We start from the raw sequence: 18,167 nt of genomic DNA on the forward strand, positions 1-18,167 counted from the left end.
CATGCGTTCCGCACACACGGAAGGTGACAGCGGCGACTGTCGGGGCCCGTGGGGGACGTGACAACGTCGTGTTGTCACCGACCGAGGGAGTGCGCAGTGAACAAGGGGTACGCGGTCTTCTGCGACGCCGACCGTCACTTCTACGACGCGCCGCACCGCCTCGTCTTCGGCGAGACCGGGAGCGGCGGCTCCCTCTACCGGGCCGCCACCCTCCCCGTACCCGAGGGCTGGACCTCGCACCGGACGGGCGACTGGCTCGCCCTGCGTCCGCTGGACCGCCCGCTCCCTCCGCAGGGCTGGAAGATCCACGTCTCGGCCGGTCTCGACAACGCGGAGGCGGTGCTCGCCACGGTCCGGGAGTACTGCCTGGAGCACGAGGTCGCCTTCAAGTTCGTCCCCAGCCGCTACCTGCTGCACCAGCGCAACGCCAAGTACGCGGACCGCTCGGCGAGCGGCAAGTTCATCACCGTCTACCCGGCCGACGACCGGGAGTGCGAGCGCGTGGCCACCGACCTGGCCGGGCTCCTGGACGGCGAGGCCGGCCCGTACATCCTGAGCGACCTGCGGTGGGGCCGGGGTCCCGTGCACCTGCGGTACGGAAGCTTCACCCGCCGCCACTGCTACGACGGGAACGGGGAGCTGCGGCCGGCCCTGGAGGACGCTTCCGGGACGCTCGTACCCGATCTGCGCGGTCCTGTCTTCCACGTGCCCGACTGGGTGACCCCGCCCGCCTTCCTGCTGCCGCACCTCGCGGCACGGGCCGCGGTGACCGTGCGGGACCTGCCGTACGAGATCGAGAAGGCGCTGCACTTCTCCAACGGCGGCGGAGTGTACGAGGCCGTGCACCGGCCGACCGGTCGGCGGGTCGTCCTGAAGGAGGCGCGCCCGTACGCCGGGCTCGCCGCGGACGGGGCGGACGCCGTGACCCGGCTGCGCCGCGAACGGGAGGCGCTGGAGAAGCTGTCGGGGCTCGCCTGCACACCGGAGGTCCTCGACAGCTTCACGGTCGGCGACCACCACTTCCTGGCGCTGGAGTTCGTGGAGGGCAAGCCGCTCAACACCTTCTTCGCCCGGCGGCATCCGCTCATGGAGGCCGACCCGCCGGCGCAGAGGCTCGCGGAGTACACGGAGTGGGCCCTGAGGATCCACGGGCTCGTCGAGCGGGCCGTGGCCGAGGTCCACGCACGCGGGATCGTCTTCAACGACCTCCATCTGTTCAACATCATGGTGTCCGAGGACGAGTCCTCGGTGGTGCTGCTGGACTTCGAAGCCGCCAAGCCCGCCGCGGAGGGCGGCCGCCAGACCGTCGCCAACCCGGCGTTCGTGGCACCGGCCGACCGGCGGGGCTTCGACGTGGACCGGTACGCCCTCGCGTGCCTCCGCATCGCCCTGTTCATCCCCCTCACCAGTCTGCTGGCGGTGGACCGGGCCAAGGCCGCGCACCTGGCGGAGGCCGCCGCGGCGCGGTTCCCGGTGCCCTCCGGGTTCCTGGACGAGGCGGTGCGGGAGATCACGCGCGAGCCGGCCGCGAACCGGCCCGGCGACGGCGTCCGGGTGGCCGCTCGACACCCGGACCCCTCCCGGTTCCTGCCCGTGGAGCCGGGGGACTGGCCCGCCGCCCGTGACTCCCTGGTGCGCGCCGTCCTCGCGTCGGCGACGCCGGACAGGGAGGACCGGTTCTTTCCCGGCGACATCGCCCAGTTCGCCACCGCCGGCGGCGGCATGTCCTTCGCGTACGGCACCGCGGGAGTGCTCCACGCCCTGCGGGAGAGCGGGGCCCCTCGATGTCCGGAGGCCGAGGACAGACTGCTGCGGTACGCCAAGGAACCCGGCTCCGGCACGCCGCTCGGTTTCTACGACGGGCTCACCGGCGTCGCGTGGACCCTCGACCGGCTCGGGCACACCGCCGCCGCGCTCGAACTGGCCGCACTCGTGCTGGAAGAGGACCACGACGCCCTCGCCCCCGACCTGCACGGCGGGACCGCCGGCATCGGCCTCGCCCTGGACGCCCTGGCCGCCACCACCGGCGAGAGCCGCCTGCACGCGGCGGCCCTGCGCTGCGCCGAGCTGACGGCCCGCCCGCTCAGGAACTCCGCCCGGACGACGGGGACGGCGGCGCCGGGCACCGTGCGCACGGGGCTGCTGCACGGCGGTGCCGGACGCGCCCTGCTGTTCGTACGGCTCTACGAACGCACGCGGGACTCCGCGCTCCTCGACCTCGCCGCCGAGGCGCTCCACGACGACCTCTCCCGCTGCGTCCGCGGGGCCTCCGGGACCCTGCAGGTCGACGAGGGCTGGCGCACGATGCCCTACCTCGGCGCGGGCAGTGTCGGCATCGGCATGGTGATCGACGACTATCTGCTCCACCGGCAGGACGACGTCCTGGACCGGGCCCGCCGCGACATCGTACGGGCGGCGCAGGCCACCTTCTACGCCCAGCCGGGCCTCTTCCGCGGCGTCGCCGGGATGGTGCTCCACCTCTCCCGTACGAACGCCGGCGGACCGGGGACGACGCCCGGGGACGTACGCCGCCAGGTCGGGTGCCTCACCTGGCACGCCATGTCCTACCAGGGCCACCTCGCCTTCCCCGGTGAGCAGATGATGCGCCTCTCCATGGACCTCTCCACCGGCACCGCCGGCGTCCTGCTGGCCCTCGCGGCGGCGCTGGACGACCGCCCGGCGCAGCTGCCGTTCCTCCCGCCGCTTCCGCGGCCCCACGAACCGGCCCCATAAGGGGTCGTCCCGCAACACCGTCCGACAACGAAAGGAACGATCATGAACCTGTTCGACCTTCAGTCGCTGGAGACCCCCAAGGACGAGGCCATCGGTGACGTCGAGACCGGGAGCCGCGCGAGCCTCCTGCTCTGCGGCGACAGCAGCCTCAGCGTGACGACCTGTAACTGACCCGATCCGGCTTCCCGCACGGCGCCCTGAAACGCCGGCGCGGAGTCACGGTGCCCCTGGAGCGCTGCTCCCGGGGCACCGGCCGTCGGGGCCTCGCGGGGGCGTTCCGGTACGAGAAGGGAAGAGAGGGGATCGGATGGCCCCGCCGACCGGTTCCGACCGGCTGCTCATCGGCGCCGCACGGCACACCGCGGGCATCACCGCGGCGCTGCTGCTCTGCTCCGTCGTCGGCGCCGCCTGCTCGCTCGCCGTCCCCGCGCTCGCCGGCAGGACCCTGGACCTGCTGCTGCGCGACGGTCCCGGGGCACGGACGTGGCTGGTGTGGACCGCCGCCGTGCTCGCCGCGGAGATCCTCGCGGAGACGGGCACCGTGCTCCTGACCCAGCTCGCCAACGCCCGTGCCACCGCCTGGATCCGGCTGCGCGCACTGGCCGGCCTCCTCGGCACCGCCCCGCACCGGGCGGCGCCCCACTCGGGCGGCGACGTGGCCGCGCGGCTGTGCGTCAACGCCACCGACAGCGGCACCGCCCCGGCGGCCCTCGCGACCTCGGTCGCCTCCGTGCTCGTGCCGATCGGCGCGCTCGTGGCCCTGGCGCTCATCCACCCCTGGACCGCGGTGGTCTTCGCCGCCGGTCTCCCGCTGCTCCTGTTGCTCCTGCGCGCGTTCGCCACCCAGTCCTCCGACTCGGTCGGCCGGTACCAGCAGGCGCAGGGCGCCATGGCAGCCCGGCTGGCCGAAGCCCTCGGCGGCGCCCGTACCATCGCCGCCGCCGACACGGCACGCCGCGAGGAGGACCGCGTCCTCGCCCTCCTGCCGGAACTGAGCCTGCACGGCACGCGCATGTGGCTCGTCCACGGCCGTGCCGTGGCCCGCAGCGGTGTCCTGCTCCCGCTGCTCACCGTGGCCGTCGTCGCGGTGGCGGGAGCGGGTCTCGCCGCGGGTGACGTCAGCGTGGGCGAACTGATGGCCGCGTCCCGGTACGCGGCGCTCGCCGCCGGGATCGGAGGTGTCGCGGCGCCCCTCGGCACCCTGGTCCGGGCCCGCAGCGCGGCCCATCGCACCGCCGAACTCGCCCACCTGGAGCCGGTGACCCACGGCTCCGCCGTCCTGCCGCCCGACGGGCCGGGTGACCTGGAGCTGCGGCAGGTGCGGGTGGTGCGCGGAGGTGTTCCCCTGATCACGGACGTGACGCTCACCGTCGACGGCGGCTCGACGGTGGCCGTCGTGGGCCGGTCGGGCGCGGGCAAGTCCACGCTGGCGGCCGTCGCGGGCCGGCTGACCGACCCCGACGCCGGACGCGTTCTGCTGGACGGTGTCGACCTGGCCGACCTGGCCGACCCGGAGCTGCGCGGGGCGACCGCGTACGCCTTCGCGCGTCCCGTCTTCGACGGTGGCGCCACCGTCACGATCGGCGCGGCGCTGGCCGCCGGGACCGGCCCCGCGCGGGGCCCCGCCACGCCGGAGAGGGTCCGGGAGGCGGCGACGGCCGTCTGCGCCGACGCCTTCCTGCGGCTGCTGCCCCACGGCTACGAGACCCCGGTGGACGAGGCTCCGCTGTCCGGCGGGGAGGCCCAGCGCCTGGGCCTGGCGCGGGCCTTCGTCAACCACGGGCGTCTGATGATCCTCGACGACGCCACGTCCAGTCTCGACACGGCCACCGAACGGCAGGTGGAACGCGCCCTCGCCGCGTCCCCGCGACCGTGCACCAAGCTGATCGTCGCCCACCGGGTGTCCACCGCCGCCCGGGCGGACCAGGTGGTCTGGATGGAGGCGGGCCGCGTGCGCGGGACCGGACCTCACCGTCTGCTGTGGGAGGACCCGGAGTACCGCGCGGTGTTCACGGCGGAGGCGCCGGCGGCCGGGGCGGAGACCGTGACGCCCGAGGCGAGGACGCCGGCGCCGCCGCCCGGAGCGGAGGTGCGCACGTGACGGCGCCGCCACGCGCGACGGGGACGAAGGAACCGGCGGAGGCCTTCGAGGAGACGGCCACGGCCCGGCGCGCCACGGCACCGATCCGGTCCCTCCTGCTCCGCCGCAGGGGAGTCCTGGCGAAACTGGCGGCATGGTCGGCCGCCGAGTCCGCCCAGACGTTCCTCGGCGGTTACTGCGTGGCCCGCTCCCTCGACGACGGTTTCCTGCGGGGCTCCTCCGCCACAGGACTGCTCTGGCTGGCGGGGGCCGCCGTGGCCATCCTGCTCGGCGCTCCCGTCGTCCGGGGTATCTTCGCCCAACTCCCGCACCTGACCGAATCGTTGCGTGACGACCTCGTGCGAGGGTCGGTCGTACGGGCGCTGCGCTCGGCCACCGCCGCCGGCCGCGGCGCGGACACCACCGCGGTGTCCCGGCTGACGAGCCAGACCGAGATCGCCCGCGACAGCTTCGCGGGACTGGTGCTCGCGGCCCGCTCCTTCGTCTTCGTCGCCGTGGGAGCCCTCGCCGGCCTGGTGTCGCTGGCCCCGCAGTTCCTCCTCCTCGTGATCCCTCCCCTGGTGCTGGGCCTCGCTCTGTTCACGGCGTCGCTCCGGCCGATGGCACGGGCCCAGCACCGCTACCTCGACGCCGACGAGGCGGTCGGCCGGCGCGCCGGGGTCACCCGTACCGCCCTGCGCGACATCGTGGCCTGCGGTGCCCAGGAGGCGACCGCCGCGGAGAACCGCCGTGCCGTCGAGGAGGCCGCGGCCGCCCAGCGCGTCCTGGCCCGCTGGGCGGCCGTCCGCACGCTCTCCGTGGCGACGGCCGGGCAGCTGCCGGTGTTCCTGCTGCTCGCCGCGGCCCCGTGGCTCCTCCGCCAGGGCGTCACGGCGGGCGCCATGGTGGGGGCGCTCACCTACGTCCTCCAGTCGCTGCTCCCCGCCCTGCACACCCTGATGACCGTGCTGGGCGCGGCGGGCGCACGGCTGTTCGTGATCCTGGACCGGCTCACCCGCCCGCTGCCCGCCGCCCCCGCCCCCGCCGCCCCCGCGACCGGTCCCCGCCACGCGGGCCGGGCGACCGCGGCTGTCGAACTGCGCGGCGTGCGCGCCGCGTACGGCCCCGGGGCCCGACCCGTACTGGACGAGCTGGAACTGACCGTCGAGCGGGGTGAACACCTCGCGGTCGTCGGTCCGAGCGGCATCGGCAAATCCACCCTGCTGCACGCGATGGCGGGCCTGCTGACACCCGAGCGGGGGGAGGTACGCCTCTTCGGCCGCGCGGTCGGTGCCTGCCGGCCGCCGGAACTCGCGGCCCTGCGCGTACTGCTCCCCCAGGAGGCGTACGTCTTCACGGGCACCCTGCGGGAGAACCTGTGCTACCTGCGGCCCGGCGCCGGTGGGCCGGAGGTCGACGGGGCCGTGGACGCGCTTGCCCTGCGGCCGCTCGTCGACCGGGTGGGCGGTCTCGACCGTACGCTGACGCCCGACGCCCTGTCCCTCGGCGAACGCCAGCTCATCGCCCTGGGCCGGGCCCACCTGGCCTCCCCCCCGCTGTTGTTGCTCGACGAGGCGACCTGCCACATGGATCCCGTCGCGGAGGCCACGGCCGAACAGGCCCTGCGGGCCCGGCCCGGCACCCTGGTGGTCGTGGCCCACCGGCTGTCGTCCGCGCTGCGGGCCGACCGCGTCCTCGTCCTCGACGGCTCCCGTGCCCAGTACGGCACGCACGCGGAGCTGCTGGAGCGGTCCCCGCTCTACCGCGACCTCATGGGGCACTGGGGCGAGGCCGGGGGGTGAACCCCCGGCCGCCGCGGCCTCACGCCGGCGCGGGTCAGGTCCACCCGGCGCCCTGGGCGATCCGGATGGCGTCCACACGGTTGCGGGCGCCGACCTTGCGTATGACGCTCGCCATGTAGTTGCGGACGGTGCCCGGGGACAGGAACAGCGTCGTGGCGATCTCGGAGATCGGCGCTCCGTTGGCGGCCAGCGACAGGACACTCAACTCACGGCGGGTCAGGGGCATCTCCGCGGCCTGGAGGAACCCGAGGGCCAGCGTCTCGTCGATGAAGCGCTCCCCTCTGGCCAGCCGGTGCACGGCCTCCACCAGGCGGCTCTTGGGGCTGTCCTTGTCGACGAAGCCGGCCGCTCCTGCCGCGTGCGCCCGTCTCAGCACCCCCGGTCGCTGCCCCGGGACGAGTGCCAGGAGCGCCGAGCGGCCCGCGTCGGCTCCGGGCGAGGGTGAGCGAGTGGTCGCGGGTACGAAGGAGGGTGGCAGACACTCCGCGTCGGCGACGTACACGTCCGTCCCGGGCCGCTCGGCGGCCGGTACGTGCGACCACCGGGGCAGCGAGGCGACCACGTCGATCCCGCTCGACCGCAGCAGTTCCTCGAGCGCGAGGCGCAGGAGTTGCGCCTCGTAGACCACCGTCACTCGTATCATTCCCAGCCCTTCGGTCCTGCGTCGTGCCAGGGGTGCGCGACGCGAGCAGCCAACCCCACCCCTCTGCCCGTGACTCTCCGGTAGGAACGGGTCACCGGGCGCACAGGGGGCGCACGCCGGGGGCTCCCGGCCGGATCCGATCCGTGCCGGCGGAGGAAACGCAGGCCGGCGGTGTGCGGTGCCGGCCGGCCCGCGCGGGGATTGACCAGATCCCACCCCGGAACGGCGCGCCCTTCACGTCCGGAACGGGGTCCGACCGGCCTGGGGTATGCGTCAGGTCCAGTCGGTCAGGCGGAAGACGGAGAGCATGTCGCTCGCGCGCGGGTTGGTGCCGCCGTTGGGCCAGAAGGAGGCCTCGACGCCGACCCAGCCACGGAAGGCGCCGCTGTCGTCGACGACCTGGAGCATGGGCTTCACGTGTGAGTTGCCGGTGTAGCACTTCTCGCCCCGTTCCATGGCGAGGCAGGTGCACCAGTGCCACAGGGTGTCACGGCGGTCGGTGTTGCTCAGCTTCTGGATGTAGTACTGGATGGAGGAGATGTTCGCCGTCGTGCCGCCGCCGTGGTTCGGGCAGCCGCTGTCCTTCTGGCAGGCGCGCGCGGAGGTCGGCTGGAGGTGGGTGAGACACCAGGTCGTGGTCCGGCAGGTGGTGAACGCCTGGTTCTGGAAGACGCCACCGGAGACGGTCAGCGCGTCCTTGGACCAGGACCTGCCGTCGAGCCGCATGGTGGCGTCGTGGGCCTGGACGCTGGACAGGGCACGGCGGGTGCCGAGGGAGGCGTTGCTGCCGTAGCCGTAGCCCAGGGTGGCTTTGGTGTTGTGGAGGAACGACAGGCGGCTCAGGCCGGTACCGGTCTCGATCGCCCACTTCTCCGTCCAGGCGGTGGAGTGGTTCCAGGAGATCCACACGGTCGGCGTGGACACCCCGTCGACGGTGTCGGTCTGCAGGGTGTAGACGCCGGTGCGCGTTTCGTTCGGGGTGGTGGTGAAGCCGTCGACCGTCTTGACCTCGCAGTCCAGGACCCTGCTCGTGCTCCTCGGGTCGGTGGTGGTGCAGCTGGCGTCGGGGACGGTGCCGGTGCCGATGCGCGGCTTGGGGGCGGCCTGCGACCACACGTACATGTGCGCCGAGACGGTGCCGGAGGCGGCGTCGAAGGCGTACGTACCCAGGCGGACCCAGTTGTCGTGGGTGCTGCCGTCCTTGAGATGGCCCAGGGAGACGACGTAGTTCGCCTTGCCACCGGGCAGTTCGTCGGCGGCCCGGGCCGGGGCCACCGTGGCGGCGGTCGCCACGACGGCCGTACAGAAGGCCAGGGCGAGCGTGCGTGCGATACGGAACATGCACGCGATTATGACGGCCAGGGCCGGCGCCGTGCGCCTTGTCGGTCCCTACGTGGGGTCGGGTCGGTGACGCGAGCCGATCCGGCCCCTGCGTCGGCGTGCCCGCGCCACTCGGTGGCGCGGGCACGCGGGGTCAGGTCACCATTGGGATCCGAGAGCGACGAACACGTCGATGGCGGGCATGTTCCGGCTCGGGTCCCCCTGCTCCACTTCCGTGCGATTCGCATAGACCCGGTTGTTGATGGTCACCGGCACCCCTTGTCGTCCCGCCGCGTTGGCGGCAAGGAGGCGGGTGAGGGCCGCCCAGCTGGTTTCCATTTCGGCACCGAAGGGGCCCAGGTGGCTGTACCTGCTGTGCCCGTCGATGTCGGAACCGCTCCGGATCGTGTTGAGGATGCGATTCTGGATCCATCCGAATCGGGCGGCTTCGGACACCGCGGCCACGACCTGAGTGAGGGAACGTCCGGCGGCGATGGCCGGAGGCGTGTTCTGGCCTATGTTTCCACTGAGGGCGACAAGAGTGTTGATGTCGTTTCTCAGCCCCAGAAATGACGTGTTGGCGCGCCACTCGTCCCGGGAGAAGTCGTTGTAGTTCTCGCCGTACGGCAGGTAGGTGAAGTGTTCCGGCCGCAGCCCGCCGTGGACGGCGTTGTACGAGGCCACGATGCGGTTCACGTCCATGTCGCGGAAGAGGTACCTGCTTTGAGGCGTGAAGAACCCCACCGCGTAGAGATTTCTCGCGTCAAGGATGAGGGACAGTCGATGCGGCACCGCCTCGTTCGACCAGTCCACCAGCGCGACTTCGATGTACCTGTTCGAATTGGGGTCGGTGATGGAATAGGTGGCGCCGTGATGGGGCGGAATTCCCGTGCTCGCGTACTGCCGGACCGACGCCAGCATCGACCAGTAGGAGTTCGCGGCGTACGAACTGGACGTATTCGGCTGGAGGTGGGTGATGTCCCAGTCCACGCGAACCCACCGCGGTGTCACCGCGGTCGCGGTGGGGGCGGGGGCCTGCGTGAGTCCGACGGATGCCAGCAACGCCAGAACCAGGAGGACGATGCGCGCCAACACCGGGCGGGCGGATGGGTTGATTTTCATGCGACGGGTTCTCCGGGGTCGGTTGAGCGCGGTCGGATCGCGTCGTGCCCCACGCGTGGTCGCCGGACCGGTAACGTCCGTCGCCGCCCTTCGCGCGGATGTCGACATCGATGGTGAGCACCTCTGCACGGCCGGCGGCGAAGCCGCTCGTCCGCCTTCCGTGGGACCGACGCTACGGATCACTGCTAACGACCCGCCGACGCACCGCTAACGCAGCTGCTCGGCACCGGACTCCTGCACGGGCGCGAGGTGGGAAAGGCTTCCGCCCCCGCGCGTCGTCGGAGTCGATGCGTACGCGACCCGCACAGGGGGTCACTGCGGGACCGTCCTGTCGCCGTCGAAACCGGGGGCCCGGGCCGTACGTCAGCGCGGGGCGGGAGAGACGCCGGTGTCGAAGAGGACGTACGTCTCCGTCAGGTGCAGCACGTCGCTCGGCTGGGTCTGGAGGCCGGCCAGGAGGAGGCGGCCGCCGTGGGTCCGGACGCGGCGCCGCAGCCGCAGAAGCGTGTTGAGACCCATGGAGTCGAGGAACGGCACCGCGGACAGGTCCAGGCAGACGGTCTCGTTCCCGACGGGCAGGGCGGCGGCGATCTCCTCGACCTGCGGGGAGGTGTCGAGGTCCATCTCACCGCACACGGTGACGACGGTCCCCCCGGGGTGATGGGCGGCTGTCACAGTGAAGTCGCGCATGGTCCGTCCCTTCCGGGATCGAGCCTTTCGCACCCCGCCCAGGGCGGGTGCCAAGCGCGCGGCGTAGGACCACACGCGGCCGGGCAAGACCACCCGCGTCGCTTCTCGGTCACCGGCAAGGTGGCCCGGACAGGACGCGGGGTCGCTCACCGGACCAGGCCGGCTCCTGCCACCGTCGCACGCCCGGCGCTGCCGTGGCCAGCCCGTCCGGGCCTCCCTGGGCAAACCTTGACCTTGCCCGGGCCGGAGCCTCGTGGACAGGTCTTGCTCACCGCCCTTCCGGAGGTGTCATCCGTACGGGTCGAGTCGGTGTGCGCGGTGGCGGTGGAGGACCAGCGGGTGGGCGTCCGCGTCGTGGGACGCCTCGACGGGGCTGCCGACCAGCAGGGTGTGGTCGCCCACCTCGATGGACCGTTCGACCGTGCAGGTGAAGACGGCGGACGTGTGGGCCAGTACGGGCTGGCCGTCATGAACGGTGTACGCGACGTCGTCGAAGCGGCGCAGGGGGTCTCCCTGGGCGAACCGGCGGTAGAGCTCCCGTTGCCGCCAGGAGACGACGTTGACGGCGAAGCCGCCGGTGCGCAGGGCGTGGAGCAGGGTGCGGCTGGTGTTGGCGAGGGAGACCAGCAGCGAAGGCGGTTGGGCGGACAGCGAGATGACGGAGTTGACGGTGCAGCCCAGGGGGCCGTCCGGACTCTGCGTCGTGATGATGCTGACGCCGCTGGGGAGATGGGTCATGGCGGTGCAGAAGGTGTCGCGGTCGGCGCGTCGCCCGTGCCGGGCGCGGCTGTCGGAGGCCGGCGGCAGGGACGTGTCGGTGGGGGCGGGAAGGCCCATGGGGTGACTCCTCAGGAAGTGGGTGTCAGCGGAGGCGCGGCGGGGACGGGGGCAGCCGCGGGGTGGAGTGCCGGGCCCAGCGCTGCCTCCACGGCCGGCACCCGTGCGTGGAGTTGCTCGCGGCTGGCGGCACCGACGACGACGTGTCCCGGGCGCTCGTGGCTGTGCCGCCAGACCGGCAGGTGGTCGCCGGGGCGGGCGCGCAGCTCCAGTTCCACCACGCCGTCGAGGTCCCGGCAGTGGTCCGGATCGTTGTGGCCGGCGAGGACGGCGTCCTCCCAGGGGAAGTAGTGGACGGCCGCGTGGGCGAAGCGGGGACGCGGTTCGGCGGCGGTCGCGCCGGGGAGCACCGAGCGGACGGCCAGCTCGTACTGGTCGAGCCCGGTGACCAGGCGGGTCAGCAGCGGGATGCGGTCGCCGCCGGCCCGGGTGTGCGTCTCGATGACCTGCACCCGGCCGTCCTCGACCTTGACCTCGGTGTGGCTGGCACCCCGGTCGACACCGAGGGCGTCGAGGCAGCGGCGTACGCGTTCCTCGATGCGGTCGCGCGTGGTCCGGCCCACGGGCGCCGGGGCCTCGTGACCGGTCTCGATGAAGCGCGGGCGTCCGCTCGTGCGCTTGGCGGTGACTCCCAGGATGCGGTGGCCGTCCTCACCTGACACGGCCTCCACGCTGTATTCCGGACCCCTGACGTAGCGCTCCCAGAGCATGCCGCGCAGTTCTTCGCGCAGCGCCGGGTAGTCGGCCGGTCCGGCGACGTACCGCAGGCCCCGGCTGCCGGCGCCCCGTACCGGCTTGGCGATCAGGGGGAAGTCGTCCGCGTCCGGCTCGTCCTCGCCGATGATGCCGAAGGCGGGTCCGGAAGAGGTGGCCTGGAGGGCCCGGCGCATGAGGAGCTTGTCCCGGGTGCGCAGTACGGCGCCCACGGAGACCGACGGCAGCCCCAGCGCCTCGGACAGCAGCGCGGCCGGGAGCAGGCCGAACTCCGTGAAGGAGAGGACCGCGGCGGTGTCAGGCGGCAGCGGGACCTCCAGCAGGGAGACCGGGTCGTCGCGGTAGGGGGCGCGGTGGACGGCGAGAACGCCAGGTCCGGCCTGTGGCAGGGGCTCGCCGGGGTCGACGATCCAGGTGAAGGGGATGCCCAGGCGGGCCAGGGTGGCGGGGCCCTCGGCGGGGCGGGCTCCGACGAGAGCTACGGGCAGATGGTGCGTCATACGAGCTCCTGGGCCGTTGCGGGGGCGTCCCGCAGCTGGGCGGCGAGGGCCGCCCGGTCGGTCTTGCCGTTGCCGTTCAGGGGCAGTTCGGAACGGACGTGGAGGGAGGCGGGGACCATGTAGGCGGGCAACCGTGCACGGAGTTCGGCGAGCAGGGTGCCGGGGACGAGGCCGTCACCGGTGCACACCGCGTGCAGTTCGGTGCCGCCGTGGGCGGTGGGCAGCGCCAGGACCACGGCGTCGTGGACGTCGGGCCGGTCGCGCAGCGCGGACTCGATCTCGCCGAGCTCGACGCGATAGCCGTCCACCTTCACCTGGTGGTCCAGACGGCCCAGATGGAGGAATCCGTCCCGGCCTGAGCGGCGCACCCGGTCGCCGGTGCGGTACCACATGCGGGCCGGGACCGTGCCCGGGGACGGGGCGGCGGCACCGGGCGGCACCGGAGCGGGGTCGGCGGGGCGGTCACCGTCCAGGTCCCAGAATCGTCCGGCGTTGTCGGCGGGGTCCAGGTAGCCGGGGAAGCGCTGGGGCCCCCGCACGCACAGTTCTCCCTCTTCCGCCGGCCGCCCCTCGGCGTCGAGGACGCGGTGCTCCAGGTGCGGGTAGACGTGGCCGATCGGCACCGTTCCGTTGGCTGTCGCGGGCCAGGTGGCCGTGTCGGTGCCGAGGGAGAACTCGGAGCAGGTGATGGTCAGTTCGGTCGGACCGTAGAAGTTCTCCAGTCGCGACGCCGGTGCCGCCGCCTGCCACGCCCGGGCCTGCTGGAGGGTGAGCGGCTCCCCCGCGAAGAGGCTGTGCCGCAGTCCGGGCATGGCGCCGTGACGCAGCGCCCGCACGCGGCGGGCGAAGGAGATCACCGACGGGACGGAGCACCAGTGGGTCAGCCGGCGGTCGTTGACGAACCGTACGGGCGCGAGGATCTCGTCGCGGCTCGGGACGACCAGGGTCGCGCCGCCGCCCCACGCGGTGAACATGTCGAACACGGAGACGTCGAAAGTGAGGTCGAACGTCTGGGACAGCCGGGAGCCGGGCCCGACCTCGTAGCGGTCGATGACATGGGCGAGGTACGGGACGACGTTGCCCTGCAGGATCGGTACGCCTTTGGGAGCGCCGGTACTGCCGGAGGTGAACAGGATGTAGGCGGGCGTCCCCGTCTCCCCGGAGGGAGCCCGGCCGTCGGCGGGACCGCGGGCCGCGTCGGCCAGGTCGAGCGACGGTACGGGAAGCCCGCGTGCTCCCCCGGGGTCGTCGGTCAGCACCAGGTCGAGCCCGGCACGGCCGGCGACGGAGGCGTTGCGGGCGCCGGGCCAGGCGGTGTTGAGCGGGACGGCTGTGGCGCCGAGTCGCTGGACGGCCAGATAGCCGGCGTACGTGGCGGGCCGCCGGCCGGCCAGCAGACCGACGCGGTCCGGCGGGCCGGAGCAGGCCCGGAGGATGCCGGCCGCGACGCGCGCGCTGTACTCGTCGAGTTCGCGGTAGGTCAGGGTCTGCCCGTCCGCCTCCAGGGCGACGCGGTCGGGATGGCGTCCGGCCGATGCCGCGAACCACGCGTACAGGGTGCCGGGGTGGTCCCCGGTGCGGGGGGTCACCAGGCCGCTCCCACCCGCGTGGCGGCGGGGCGGGGAGCGGCCGCGTCGCCGGGGCCGCTCGTGGTGAGGACGCGGTCGAAGGCGGTGCGTACCAGGGAGGCGCGGGGGCGGCCGCGTGCCGCCGACTGGGCCGCGTAGCGCAGTGAGCGGGACAGCTCGCCCCATGCGGCGGCGGCCGCCGGTTCGGCGCGGTGCAGGTACTGGTGGTGGCGCGCCGCGGCCCAGAGGTCCTCGGCGTAGCGGACCAGCGCTTCCGGGTCGGACGGCAGCAGGTCGCGGAGGAGTGCCAGGGAGGCGGCGGTGCCCCGGACCCATGCGCCGGGGTGGGGATCGAAGCGTCCGGCGCCGTGCTCCAGCCAGCGGTGGTTCCCGGGGTCCGGCACCCAGGCGGGGCCACCGCCGAGGGCGTAGACGTCACGCTGGTGCAGCACGGTGTCCAGGCCCGGCAGCGGGGCGAGCAGGACGCGCAGTTCGGCTTCGTCGACCCAGCCGCGGTGCGGTGACTGATGCCCTTCGGGCAGCAGAGCGTCGAAGTCGTCCACGACCAGCCAGCGGTCGCCGTCACGGGCGGCCAGGCGGAGCCAGTGCGGCACGTCACGAACGAGGTGGGACGGGCTCCACGGCAGATTGCGGCAGCTCGCCACGGCGAGGACGTCGCCCCGGCGGGCCGACTCGCCCCGGAGGGCGGACAGGGTGTCGTCCCAGTGGGGCGCGCCGCGGTAGCCGAAGTCGGGCGCCACCCGGTCGTGGTGGCTGAAGGCCAGGGTGCCGTCGAGGCCGTCGAGGCGGACGGAGAGGGAGAAGCCGGTCGCCAGCCTCCGCTCGGCATCGGGGTCGGTGACACGGAGGTGTTCCTTGAGGTTGGTGGTGTAGCAGCTCAGTGCTTCAGCGGGCACGGGCATCTCCAAAGGCGCAACTCACGGGATGGACGCTGAGGTGCCGCAGGGCGATCCAGGTGAGATCGCCGGCGGTGCCGGTGCGGGGCCGCACCGGGACGTCGAGGGACCAGGGGCGGCCGGCGACACCGGTGCCGTCGGCCTTCACGCAGGCTTCCTGTACGGTCCACACCCAGGCGAATTCCAGGGCGCGGCGGTCGGCCGGCAGCCGGGACAGTTCCGCGGCGCGTTCGCGCAGGCACCGGCGGATCAGGCCGGGTGACAGATCCGGGCCGGGGGGCAGCTGGACGTCCACGCCCACACGCCGGCCGGGGGCCACGGCGGCGGCCACCAGGTCACCGCCCGAGGCGTCGTCCGCTCCGTCGTGGGAGAGGCTGACCCCGAGGCCGGGCAGTCCCTCCAGCACGGGACGGCCGCGGGCGCCGGCGGTCAGCGGGACGTCCTCGGTCCCGGGGCACACCTCGGCGAGCAGGGCGCGCAGCAGTCCGCGTGCGGCGAGGGACTGGCGGCGTCGCCACGGCGCCCGAGCGCTCATGTCCGCGTGGTCGGCGGGATGGGTGCTCAGGACGGCCGCGCGGGTCCAGGCCACCCATACGCCGGGCGCCGCCTCGACGGTGTCGGGACCGGCCCGTCGGGCCCCCGGGCCGGGGCGCGCCGGGGTCGGGGCGCCCGTCACGGCGCGACCCCGCAGGGCCGGGACAGCAGTGCCTCCGCGTGGTCGGCGACGGAGGCGAGGACGGTTTCGGTGCTGCCGCCGGCGATACCGAACAACGCGGCCTCCGCGCGCCGGTGCTGCATGCCCGCGACGGCGAAGCCGTCCGCACCGCACAGGTGCGCGCAGACGTCGAGGACGTGATCGGCCGTCTCCCCCGCTGCCGCCTTCACCAGTGCCGCACCGGTGTGGTCGTGTCCGGCGGCGACGGCGGGTCCCAGCGCCGCCACCAGCGCCTCCAGTTGGCGGGTACGGACGAGGGCGGCGGCGAACCGCTGGCGGATCGCGGGCTGCTGCCACAGTCCGCGTGCCTCCAGCCGGTCCCGGGTGTCGGCCAGCGCCCGGCGGCAGGCCGCCACCGCCCAATGACCGCCGGCCAGGCGTTCGACCGTGATGTGCCGGGCGAACAGGGCCAGTCCGCGCCCCGCACCGCCGACCGGTCCGTCCGCGAGCACCGGTACGCCGTCGAGGTGGACGTGTCCGGTGCCGGACCCCGTGAAGTAGGGGCTCGCGGCCGTCTCGACGCGTACGCGCGGGTCGTCGGCGGGCACGAGGTACCAGGAGAAGTTGGTGAAGTGGGGGCCGGGGCGGCGGCGTGCCAGGACGAGCAGCAGATCGGCGTGGTCCGCGTTGGTGATCCAGCGCTTGGTGCCGTGCAGCACCGTCCCGGTGGCCGTTTCCTCGGCGTGTGTCAGCAGGGCGGTGAGGTCGGAGCCGGGACCGCTGTCGGTGGCGGCCAGGGCCACGACGGAGCGGCCGTCGAGCATCCGCCGTGCGACGTCCGCGACGGCCGGCCCGCGCCGGCCCGCCTCCGCCAGCAGGGGCAGCACGGTGGCGGCCTGGACGCAGACCGACAGCAGGGAGCCGGTGCCCTCCTGTGCCTCGGTGCGGACGATCAGGTCGCGGAGCCGGTCGGGGACGATCCCCCGTTCGGGCCGTTCCTCCCGGTACAGTCCGCGCAGCGCACCCACCGCGCCCAGGCGTGCCCACAGCTCGCGTCCCGACCCCGTACCGGCCGGCGAGGGCGACTGTGCCGGCGTGCGGCGGCTGTGCCGGGGAAGTTCCACGACCTCAGGCAAGGCGTACCTCCGCGTCGAGGAGGGTGAGCTTGCCGTCGGCCAGCAGAAGCCGGTCGTTGCTGAAGTTGAGACTCGCCGACCGCAGGTCACGCAGGGCGCGTTCCAGCGCGACGGGCGAGTCCCGCAGGTAGCCGTGGCGCAGTCCGACCGCGTCCACCAGTTCCTGTACCGCCGAGTGACACTGCTCGGACGCGGTCACTTTCAGTCCGTTGACCAGAAGCTGGACGCGGGGCCGGGAGACGTCCTCGTGCGTGACCGTGTCCAGGGTGTGGGCCAGCAGCGCGGCGACGGCCTCCAGACGGTGCCGTACCCGGGCCAGCCGGGTGAGCAGCAGCTCGGAGTCGAGGGCGACGCCGCCACGGGTGCGGGTGGAGCGGAGCATGGCGACGGTGCGTGCGAGTGCTCCCTCGGCCGTGCCCAGCCAGGCGGCGCTCCAGCCGAGGTGGGCGAGGGGGCCGAAGGTGTGCGTGACGATGTCACGGAAACGGCCGTGCTCCCCCACGACGTGGTGGCGGGGAACGGTGCCGCGCAGATGGAGCGGGCCGCTGTGGCTGGCGCGCATGCCGTGCGGATCCCAGCCGCCGGCGGAGGCCACCTCCAGCCGGCCGCGGTCGGCGTACACCAGCGACACGGCGTGTTCGTCGTCGGAGTCCGGGCTGCGCATGGTGACGAGGAAGCCGTCCGCGTGGGCGCCGCCGGTGACGATCGGCGCGAAGCGGTCGAGGAGCAGGTGGTCCTCGCGCTGCCGCAGGGGCGTGGCGGCGGTGAGGAGCGCGCCCCCCTTGCCGGCCTCCGTGGTGACCGAGGCCAGGTACGCCTCCCCCGCACCGATCCGGGGCAGGAGGTCCTCGCGCAGTTCGCCGCCGGCGTGTCGTACGAGGGCGGCCACCTGCTGGCAGTGCATCGCGAAGATCATGGCGAGCGACATGTCCTCGCGGCCCAGTCGCCGCGTGGCGGTGAGCATGTCGCCCAGGTCGCCGCCGAGTCCGCCCTCGGCGGCCGGCACGAGCAGGCCGAGCAGCCTGGTGCGGCGCAGCGCGTCCAGCGCCTCGACGGGGAACGCGGCTTCGGTGTCGGTGCGGCGCGCGTGTGCCGCGGTCACCTCGGCGGCCTCCTCGACCAGCGGTGCGAGGAGGAGCGGGGCCTCGCCCCGGCCGGCCGCGTCGGCGACCGGGGCGGGGGCGGCGGAGGTGGTGGTCACGCGGCCGCCTCGGAGGTGCGCGCGGCGTCCACGGCCCGCCACAGCGAGCCGGCGGTCGCGAAGGTCTCCTCGTTGAGGTCGTCGTCGGGCAGTGAGATGCCCATCTCGTCCTCGATGGCGAACAGCAGGTCGACCGATTTCATGGAGTCGAGCCCCAGGTCGTGCAGCCGGGTGTCGTCGGTGAGGGGCTGCTCCTGGAAGCGGGGCAGGTGGTCGCGGAGCACTTTCTGGAAGACGGCGTCCATGGGG

The 18,167-nt window shown here is 73.7% G+C and carries 16 protein-coding genes; 4 read left to right on the plus strand and 12 right to left on the minus strand.

All coding sequences use genetic code 11. The annotated features are described in order from the left end of the window. The first annotated feature begins 96 nt into the window (after positions 1-96). The 4 genes from lanKC (at position 97) to ACFY60_RS18885 (ending at position 6,615) form a co-directional block, all read left to right on the plus strand. On the plus strand, positions 97-2,733 hold the full coding sequence (lanKC, locus tag ACFY60_RS18870; protein WP_388611841.1) for a class III lanthionine synthetase LanKC: 2,637 nt from the start codon (positions 97-99) through the stop codon (positions 2,731-2,733). A gap of 42 nt (positions 2,734-2,775) precedes the next feature. Further along, positions 2,776-2,904 carry a SapB/AmfS family lanthipeptide gene (locus ACFY60_RS18875; RefSeq protein WP_015037662.1) on the plus strand — a complete coding sequence of 43 codons (129 nt, stop codon included), beginning with the start codon at positions 2,776-2,778 and terminating at the stop codon, positions 2,902-2,904. 136 nt (positions 2,905-3,040) lie between these two features. Continuing rightward, complete coding sequence (locus ACFY60_RS18880) at positions 3,041-4,834, plus strand: ABC transporter ATP-binding protein (RefSeq protein ID WP_388611843.1); 1,794 nt, start codon at positions 3,041-3,043, stop codon at positions 4,832-4,834. Then, positions 4,831-6,615, plus strand: coding sequence for an ATP-binding cassette domain-containing protein (locus ACFY60_RS18885; protein WP_388611845.1), 1,785 nt, complete (start codon positions 4,831-4,833; stop codon positions 6,613-6,615). Before ACFY60_RS18880 ends, ACFY60_RS18885 begins: the two co-directional genes overlap by 4 nt. 34 nt (positions 6,616-6,649) lie before the next feature. Here the strand turns inward: ACFY60_RS18885 and ACFY60_RS18890 are convergent, their stop codons facing one another. From ACFY60_RS18890 to ACFY60_RS18945, 12 genes are all read right to left on the minus strand, one after another. After that, on the minus strand, positions 6,650-7,258 hold the full coding sequence (locus ACFY60_RS18890) for a LuxR C-terminal-related transcriptional regulator (protein ID WP_388611847.1): 609 nt from the start codon (positions 7,256-7,258) through the stop codon (positions 6,650-6,652). A 273-nt stretch (positions 7,259-7,531) separates the two neighbouring features. Continuing rightward, a complete protein-coding gene (locus tag ACFY60_RS18895) occupies positions 7,532-8,599 on the minus strand; it encodes a hypothetical protein (protein ID WP_388611849.1) in 1,068 nt (355 codons plus the stop codon). A 138-nt stretch (positions 8,600-8,737) separates the two neighbouring features. Then, entirely contained in the window at positions 8,738-9,700 is a 963-nt protein-coding gene (locus tag ACFY60_RS18900) for a ribosome-inactivating family protein (RefSeq protein ID WP_388611851.1), read from the minus strand. 363 nt (positions 9,701-10,063) lie between these two features. Continuing rightward, positions 10,064-10,390, minus strand: coding sequence for an STAS domain-containing protein (locus ACFY60_RS18905; protein ID WP_388611852.1), 327 nt, complete (start codon positions 10,388-10,390; stop codon positions 10,064-10,066). Between the two features lie 288 nt (positions 10,391-10,678). Next, the gene (locus ACFY60_RS18910) at positions 10,679-11,227 is read right to left on the minus strand and encodes a flavin reductase family protein (RefSeq protein WP_388611854.1); all 549 of its coding nucleotides are present in this window, start codon (positions 11,225-11,227) and stop codon (positions 10,679-10,681) included. 11 nt (positions 11,228-11,238) lie between these two features. Continuing rightward, positions 11,239-12,441: an ATP-grasp domain-containing protein gene (locus ACFY60_RS18915; protein WP_388611856.1), complete on the minus strand. Its 1,203-nt coding sequence runs from the start codon at positions 12,439-12,441 to the stop codon at positions 11,239-11,241. Beyond that, entirely contained in the window at positions 12,438-14,030 is a 1,593-nt protein-coding gene (locus ACFY60_RS18920) for an AMP-binding protein (protein ID WP_388611857.1), read from the minus strand. The genes ACFY60_RS18915 and ACFY60_RS18920 overlap by 4 nt, the downstream gene beginning before the upstream one ends. Beyond that, the gene (locus tag ACFY60_RS18925) at positions 14,027-14,926 is read right to left on the minus strand and encodes a hypothetical protein (RefSeq protein ID WP_388611859.1); all 900 of its coding nucleotides are present in this window, start codon (positions 14,924-14,926) and stop codon (positions 14,027-14,029) included. The genes ACFY60_RS18920 and ACFY60_RS18925 overlap by 4 nt, the downstream gene beginning before the upstream one ends. Continuing rightward, a complete protein-coding gene (locus ACFY60_RS18930; RefSeq protein WP_388611861.1) occupies positions 14,916-15,602 on the minus strand; it encodes a 4'-phosphopantetheinyl transferase family protein in 687 nt (228 codons plus the stop codon). Before ACFY60_RS18930 ends, ACFY60_RS18925 begins: the two co-directional genes overlap by 11 nt. Further along, positions 15,599-16,705 (minus strand): acyl-CoA dehydrogenase family protein, encoded by a 1,107-nt coding sequence (locus tag ACFY60_RS18935; RefSeq protein WP_388611862.1) that lies wholly within the window; start codon positions 16,703-16,705, stop codon positions 15,599-15,601. The genes ACFY60_RS18930 and ACFY60_RS18935 overlap by 4 nt, the downstream gene beginning before the upstream one ends. A gap of 4 nt (positions 16,706-16,709) precedes the next feature. Further along, a complete protein-coding gene (locus tag ACFY60_RS18940) occupies positions 16,710-17,918 on the minus strand; it encodes an acyl-CoA dehydrogenase family protein (RefSeq protein WP_388611864.1) in 1,209 nt (402 codons plus the stop codon). Beyond that, complete coding sequence (locus ACFY60_RS18945; protein WP_388611866.1) at positions 17,915-18,163, minus strand: phosphopantetheine-binding protein; 249 nt, start codon at positions 18,161-18,163, stop codon at positions 17,915-17,917. The genes ACFY60_RS18940 and ACFY60_RS18945 overlap by 4 nt, the downstream gene beginning before the upstream one ends. Positions 18,164-18,167: the final 4 nt, after the last annotated feature.

Origin of the sequence: Streptomyces sp. NPDC012827 (assembly GCF_042900905.1) — a bacterium.
Classification (GTDB): domain Bacteria; phylum Actinomycetota; class Actinomycetes; order Streptomycetales; family Streptomycetaceae; genus Streptomyces; species Streptomyces gulbargensis.